General features: G+C 73.5%; 9 protein-coding genes and 1 pseudogene. All 10 read left to right on the forward strand.

Annotated elements, in window-relative coordinates:
• Positions 1-198: 198 nt before the first annotated feature.
• Positions 199-618: a Mov34/MPN/PAD-1 family protein gene (locus F9B16_RS48335; RefSeq protein WP_151547003.1), complete on the forward strand. Its 420-nt coding sequence runs from the start codon at positions 199-201 to the stop codon at positions 616-618.
• 65 nt (positions 619-683) lie between these two features.
• Positions 684-812, forward strand: coding sequence for a hypothetical protein (locus F9B16_RS53810; protein ID WP_264159874.1), 129 nt, complete (start codon positions 684-686; stop codon positions 810-812).
• 82 nt (positions 813-894) lie between these two features.
• On the forward strand, positions 895-1,167 hold the full coding sequence (locus F9B16_RS48340; RefSeq protein WP_151547004.1) for a MoaD/ThiS family protein: 273 nt from the start codon (positions 895-897) through the stop codon (positions 1,165-1,167).
• Positions 1,168-1,189: 22 nt separating this feature from the next.
• Positions 1,190-2,137 (forward strand): PLP-dependent cysteine synthase family protein, encoded by a 948-nt coding sequence (locus tag F9B16_RS48345; protein WP_151547005.1) that lies wholly within the window; start codon positions 1,190-1,192, stop codon positions 2,135-2,137.
• 153 nt (positions 2,138-2,290) lie between these two features.
• Positions 2,291-3,091 (forward strand): thioesterase family protein, encoded by an 801-nt coding sequence (locus F9B16_RS48350; protein WP_151547006.1) that lies wholly within the window; start codon positions 2,291-2,293, stop codon positions 3,089-3,091.
• A gap of 150 nt (positions 3,092-3,241) precedes the next feature.
• Positions 3,242-4,114, forward strand: coding sequence for a glutamate racemase (gene murI, locus F9B16_RS48355; protein WP_225992630.1), 873 nt, complete (start codon positions 3,242-3,244; stop codon positions 4,112-4,114).
• A 30-nt stretch (positions 4,115-4,144) separates the two neighbouring features.
• The gene (locus tag F9B16_RS48360) at positions 4,145-4,894 is read left to right on the forward strand and encodes an MBL fold metallo-hydrolase (RefSeq protein ID WP_151547007.1); all 750 of its coding nucleotides are present in this window, start codon (positions 4,145-4,147) and stop codon (positions 4,892-4,894) included.
• Between the two features lie 30 nt (positions 4,895-4,924).
• Positions 4,925-5,644, forward strand: a complete 720-nt coding sequence (gene rph / locus F9B16_RS48365) for a ribonuclease PH (protein WP_151547008.1) — start codon at positions 4,925-4,927, stop codon at positions 5,642-5,644.
• Positions 5,641-6,276, forward strand: coding sequence for an RdgB/HAM1 family non-canonical purine NTP pyrophosphatase (gene rdgB, locus F9B16_RS48370; protein ID WP_151547009.1), 636 nt, complete (start codon positions 5,641-5,643; stop codon positions 6,274-6,276). Before rph ends, rdgB begins: the two co-directional genes overlap by 4 nt.
• Before the next feature lie 135 nt (positions 6,277-6,411).
• Positions 6,412-6,800 (forward strand): annotated as a pseudogene (locus F9B16_RS48375) (hypothetical protein); the annotation flags it as partial.

Here is a 6,800-nt window from a genome sequence, read left to right on the forward strand (position 1 = left end):
CCGGCCCGCCGCCGTCCGCCGGGCAGGCGGCGCCGGGCGCGCCGGCCGGGCGGGGCGCCGACGGCGCGATGTGGGCGGTGCGCCGGCTCTGCCACATCGTGCAGATCAGGACCGGCGCCCACGGCACCCGCGTGCGGATGCACATCCGCCTGGACCACGGGTGAGGGGCGCGGCGGCGGGGGCGGTAGCCTTCGGGGCATGCTGACGATCGAGCGTGCCCTGGTCGAGAAGATCGTCGCGCATGCGCGCGCCGACCATCCGGACGAGGCGTGCGGCATCATCGCCGGCCCGATCGGGTCGGACCGGCCCGTCCGGTACGTCGCGATGACCAACGCCGAGCGGTCCCCGACGTTCTACCGGTTCGACTCGCAGGAGCAGCTGAAGCTGTGGCGGGAGATGGACGACCGCGACGAGGAGCCGGTGGTGATCTACCACTCGCACACCGCGACGGAGGCGTACCCGTCCCGCACCGACATCTCCTACGCGTCGGAGCCGAACGCGCACTACGTGCTGGTGTCCACCCGCGACGAGGACACCGAGGAGTTCCGGTCGTACCGGATCGTGGACGGCGAGGTGACCGAGGAAGAGGTCCGCGTCGTCGACACCTACGACGCCTGATCGCCGGGATCGCCGGGCCGATGGCGGCGGGGAGCGGGCGGGACGCGGCCGGTAAACTGGTCGACATGTGGACGAGCGGGGACGTGACGGGCGTGCGGCGCCGCGTCCCGTGCTTCGCGGTGCCACCCGTACAGAGCTTCCTGTTCGGGCATTCGCGCGCCGAGGTCGTCTACGACTGTTCGCCGACGCGCTGATCCTGCCCGGAATTCCCCCGCTGCCCGCCCGGTTGTGACGCAGAGGGCGGGGAGCCCCGTACGACCAAAGGAGATCATCGCGATGGCGATCGAGGTCCGGATCCCGACGATCCTGCGCAACCTCACCGACGGCGCCAAGGCCGTCGAGGGCAAGGGCGGCACGCTCGACGAGCTGTTCGCCGACCTGGACACCCGCCACCCCGGCCTGCGCGACCGGCTGGTGGACGACAAGGGCCTGCGCAAGTTCGTCAACGTCTACCTCAACGACGAGGACGTCCGGTTCCTCGGCGGGCTGGAGACCGAGGTCTCCGACGGCGACGGCGTGACGATCCTGCCGGCCGTCGCGGGCGGCTGAGCCGGGCCGGGGACGAGCGCACATGCGATTCGACTCGCTGCTGGACTCGCTCGGCGGCACCCCGCTGGTCGGGCTGCCGCGGCTGTCGCCGGCCGAGGACGTCCGGCTCTGGGCGAAGCTCGAGGACCGCAACCCGACCGGGTCGGTGAAGGACCGTCCCGCCTTCTACATGATCGAGAAGGCGGAGAAGGACGGGCTGCTGACGCCGGGCTGCACGATCCTGGAGCCGACGTCCGGGAACACCGGCATCTCCCTCGCCATGGTCGCCAAGCTGCGCGGCTACCGGATGGTGTGCGTGATGCCGGAGAACACCTCGGCGGAGCGCCGCCAGCTGCTGGAGATGTGGGGGGCGGAGATCATCTCCTCGCCCGCCGCGGGCGGGTCGAACGAGGCCGTCCGGGTGGCGAAGGGCCTGGCGGCCGAGAACCCCGACTGGGTGATGCTGTACCAGTACGGGAACGAGGCCAACGCGCAGGCGCACTACGAGACGACGGGCCCGGAGATCCTCGCGGACCTGCCGTCGGTGACGCACTTCGTCGCGGGCCTCGGCACCACCGGCACGCTGATGGGCGTCGGCCGGTACCTGCGCGAGCAGGTGCCCGGCGTGAAGATCGTCGCGGCGGAGCCGCGGTACGGCGAGCTGGTGTACGGGCTGCGCAACATCGACGAGGGCTTCATCCCGGAGCTGTACGACGACTCGGTCCTGACGACCCGGTTCTCGGTCGGGTCGCGGGACGCGCTGCGCCGCACCCGCGAGCTGCTGGAGCAGGAGGGCATCTTCGCGGGGATCTCCACCGGCGGCGCGCTGCACGCCGCGATCGGCATGGCGAACAAGGCGGTGAAGGCGGGCGAGCGCGCCGACATCGTGTTCATCGTCGCCGACGGCGGCTGGAAGTACCTGTCCACGGGCGCGTACGGCGGCACCCTCGAGGAGGCCGAGGCGCGCCTCGAAGGCCAGCTCTGGGCCTGACGCTCCACGGGGCCCGCTTCCGGGCCAAGGCGGGGCGGCGTGATCCCGGCCACGGCGCCGCTCCCGGCCGGCGCGGTACAGTTCATACTCGAACGTGATTCTAGAACCGTGCCGGCCGGGTGGACGCCCGCCGGACGCCCCGGGAGATGACGGATGAGCGGGTTCGAGGCGGCCACCGCGGTGAAGCGGATCGGCGACGGCCGGTACGAGGCCGACCTGGACGGCGACTTCGGCTTCGCCGAGGCGCTGAACGGCGGCTACCTGATGGCCGTCCTGGACCGCGCCGCCGTCGACGCCTCCCCGCACGAGCACCCCATCTCCACCGCGGCGACGTTCCTGCGGCCCGCCAAGCCCGGCCGCGCGGAACTGGTCGTCGACACCCGCAAGGCCGGCCGCACCGCCGCGACCTCGCTCGTCGGCCTCGTCCAGGACGGGCGTCCCGTGGTGGAGGCGCTGATCACCACCGGCACGCTCGGCGCCGCCGCCGAGCCCGTGTTCGCCGGCCCCGCGCCCGCCGTTCCCGTCCCGCCGCTGGAGGAGTGCACCAGCATGCTGCCGGACGAGGGGGCCGAGGGCTTCGCCGGGCAGGTCGACATGCGCTTCGACCGCTCCACGATGGGCTGGCTGGACGGCACGCCGAGCGGCCGTCCCGAGATCCGCGCCTGGTTCCGGCTCCGCGACGGCTACGGCCCGGACGCCGTCTCCCTCGCCCTCACCGTCGACGCGCTGCCGCCCGTCGCGCTGAACCTCGGCTCCAAGGGCTGGGCGCCGACCGTCGAGCTCACCTGGCACATGCGGGCCGTCCCCGCGCCCGGCTGGCTCGCCGTGCACGGCACCGGGCGGCTGCTGTCGGACGGCTGGTTCGACGAGGAGGTCGAGGTGTGGGACTCCACCGGACGCCTCGTCGCGCAGAGCCGGCAGATCGCCCGGGTCGGCATCGGCGTCAGGAAGTGACCGGAGTGACACGCTGGACCGGCGTTTCGCGCGCCCGGCGACGGGATCACGCGCGCATCCCGTGAACTGGAGCGTTTTCCAACGGATGACGGTGTGATGTCCAACGCATGACGCACCTGTACGGGGGTAAGTCGCCTAGCCTGTAGGACCATGTCAGCGACCGGCGACCTCGACGCGATGGACCTCTCTTCCGGTGGCCGGTCGGACCTTCCGATCGGGATCTTCGACAGCGGGTTCGGGGGCCTCACCGTGGCCCGCGCGATCCTCGACCAGCTGCCGAACGAGCCGATCGTCTACCTCGGCGACTCGGCCCGCCAGCCGTACGGGCCGCGCCCCATCGCCGAGGTCCGCGCGTTCGCGCTGGAGATGCTGGACCGGCTCGTCGACGAGGGCGTGAAGATGCTGGTGATCGCCTGCAACAGCGCCAGCTCGGCGATGCTGCGCGACGCCCGCGAGCGCTACGACGTCCCGGTCGTCGAGGTGATCAACCCGGCGACCCGGCGCGCGGCCCGCGCCACCTCCAACGGGCGGGTCGGGCTGATCGCGACGAACGCCACCGTCACCAGCCGCGCCTACGACGACGCGTTCGCCGCCGCCCCGCACATCGAGCTGGTCAGCGCCGCGTGCCCGCGCTTCGTCGAGTTCGTCGAGGCGGGCGTGACGATGGGCCCGGACCTGCTGGACGCGGCGCGCGGGTACCTGCGGCCGATCGTGGACGCGGGCTGCGACACCCTCATCCTCGGCTGCACGCATTACCCACTGCTGACCGGCGTCATCTCGTATGTCGTCGGCGACGGGGTCACACTGGTGTCAAGCGCCGACGAGACCGCCAAGGACGTGTATCGAGTGCTGCACGACCAGGGGCTGGCCCGCGACGAGGGGACGCCCCGGCCACGGCACCGGTTCCGCGCGACCGGTGACCCCGGCGTGTTCGCCGAGCTCGGCCGGCGCTTCCTCGGGCCGGAGATCGACGCGGTGGAGACCGCGTCCGAGCCGGTCCTGAACAAGGCTCTGACCACCTGATTCCTCGGGGACACAAGAGGAGGAGTGAGCGTGCGGGTCACAGTGATCGGCTGCTCCGGCAGTTTCCCGGGGCCGGACAGCCCCGCGTCCAGCTACCTGATCGAGGCGGACGGCTTCGCGCTGGTGCTCGATCTCGGCAACGGCGCGCTCGGGTCCCTGCAGCGCTTCCGCTCGTTGCAGGAGATCGACGCGGTGTGCATCTCGCACCTGCACGCCGACCACTGCCTGGACCTGTGCGGCTTCTGGGTGGCGCGCACCTACCATCCGGACGGCCCGCAGCCGCGGCTGCCGGTGCACGGCCCCGAGGGGACCGCGGTGCGGATGGCGAAGGCGTACGACCTCGAACCCGAGCCGGGGATGTGCGAGACGTTCGACTTCCACGTGCTGCGCCGCGGCCCGTACGAGATCGGCCCGTTCCGGGTGACGACCGCGCTGATGCCGCATCCGGTGGAGGCGTACGCGTTCCGCATCGAGCACGACGGCCGCGCTCTGGCGTACTCCGGCGACACGGGGGTGTCCGACACGCTCGTGGAGCTGGCGCGGGGCGCCGACCTGTTCCTGTGCGAGGCGTCGTTCCTGGAGGGCCCGGACCTGCCGTCCGAGCTGCACCTGACCGCGCGGGAGGCGGGCGAGCACGCCGCCCGCGCCGACGTCGGACGGCTCGTCCTCACCCATCTGGTGCCGTGGAACGACCAGGACACCTCCCTGAAGGAGGCCAGGACGAGCGGGTACGGCGGCGACATCGAGCTGGCCCGGGTGGGCGCCTCCTACGAGCTGTGACCGCATCCGGCGGGCACTAGGGTGGTGCGCATGGCACGCCCCGATGATCGCGCATCCGACCAGCTCCGTCCCGTCCGCATCCAGCGCGGATGGCTCGACCACGCGGAGGGGTCGGTGCTCGTCGAGTTCGGCCGGACCCGGGTGCTGTGCGCGGCGTCCGTGCAGGACTCGGTGCCCCGCTGGCGGCGCGACTCCGGGCTCGGCTGGGTCACCGCCGAGTACGCGATGCTGCCGCGCGCCACCAACACCCGCAACGACCGCGAGTCGATCAAGGGCCGGGTCGGCGGCCGCACCCACGAGATCTCCCGGCTGATCGGCCGGTCCGTCCGGGCCTGCCTGGACTTCAAGGCGCTCGGCGAGAACACCGTCCAGCTGGACTGCGACGTGCTGCAGGCCGACGGCGGCACCCGCACCGCCGCGATCACCGGCGCGTACGTCGCGCTCGCCGACGCGGTGTCGTGGATGCGCGAGCGCAAGCTGCTGCGCGGGAACCCGCTGGTCACCTCGGTCGCGGCGGTCAGCGTCGGCGTCGTCGCGGGGGAGGCGCGGCTCGACCTGTGCTACGAGGAGGACTCGGCCGCCGGCACCGACATGAACGTGGTGTGCACCGGCGACGGGAGGTTCGTCGAGGTGCAGGGCACCGCCGAGGGCGCCCCGTTCGACCGCGCCGAGCTGGACGCGCTGCTCGACCTCGCCGCGGGCGGCTGCGCCGAGCTGACCCGGCTGCAGAAGGAAGCGCTCGCCCGGTGACGCGGATCGTGCTGGCGACCCGCAACGCGGGCAAGATCGCCGAACTGGAGCGGATCCTCGGCGGCATCGACGTGGCGGGCCTCGCCGAGTTCCCGGACGCCCCCGAGGTGCCGGAGACCGAGCTGACCTTCGAGGGCAACGCGCTGCTGAAGGCCCGCGCGATCGCCGCGCACACCGGCCTGCCCGCCGTCGCCGACGACTCGGGGCTGTGCGTGGACGCGCTGAACGGCATGCCGGGCGTGCTGTCGGCCCGCTGGTCGGGACGGTTCGGCGACGCCACCGGCGACAAGGACGCCGCGAACCTGCGGCTCGTCCTCGACCAGCTCGGCGACGTCGCCGACGGCCTGCGCGGTGCCGCGTTCGTGTGCGCGGCGGCGCTGGTCGTCCCGGCGCACGGCGACCGGGGCGCGGTCGAGCACACCGTCGAGGGCCGGATGCGCGGGACCATCGTCCGGGCGCCGCGCGGCACCGGCGGCTTCGGCTACGACCCGGTGTTCCTGCCCGACGGCGAGACCCGCACCACCGCGGAGATGGCGCCGGAGGAGAAGGACGCGATCAGCCACCGGGGCAAGGCGTTCCGGGCGCTGGCCGGGCTGCTGCCCGACGCGCTCGCCGCCGCCGGCCACCCCTAGGGGCGGCGCCGGACCGGGCGGGGCGCCGGGGGCCCGTCGCGGCGGCGGGGAGAATTCGCCGGGCTCCATGACAACCCGGCGGCCCCCGGCGGGGGTTCTCAAGGGTGTACGGACACCGTCCCCCCGAGGAGCAACATGATCGACAAGGGTCGCATCCGCCGCGGGCCGATGCTCGCGCTGGCCGGCGTGCTGGGCGCGGGCGCGCTCGCCGCCGGAGTCTGGGCGGCGGCCGACTCCGGCTCGTCACCGCAGGTCAGGACGGTCTCGGAGCGGAACGCGCTGGCGCACACCGCGACGCCCGCGCCGGTCCCGCCGAAGGCGCCGGGACGGCCCTGCGCATCGCCGCGGCCGTCGACCCGCACCCCGGAGCCGGTCCCGCCGAAGAAGGCGCGGCCGGGCACCCCGCCCGGCGTGCGGTCCGCGAGCCCGCGCCCCGTCGCGCCGCACACCACGCCGAAGCCGACGGCGTCCCCGACGAAGGCGCGGCCGGTGCCGTCGCCGACGAAGGCGCGCCCGGAGCCCGT

Source organism: Actinomadura montaniterrae (assembly GCF_008923365.1).
Taxonomy (GTDB): Bacteria; Actinomycetota; Actinomycetes; order Streptosporangiales; family Streptosporangiaceae; genus Spirillospora; species Spirillospora montaniterrae.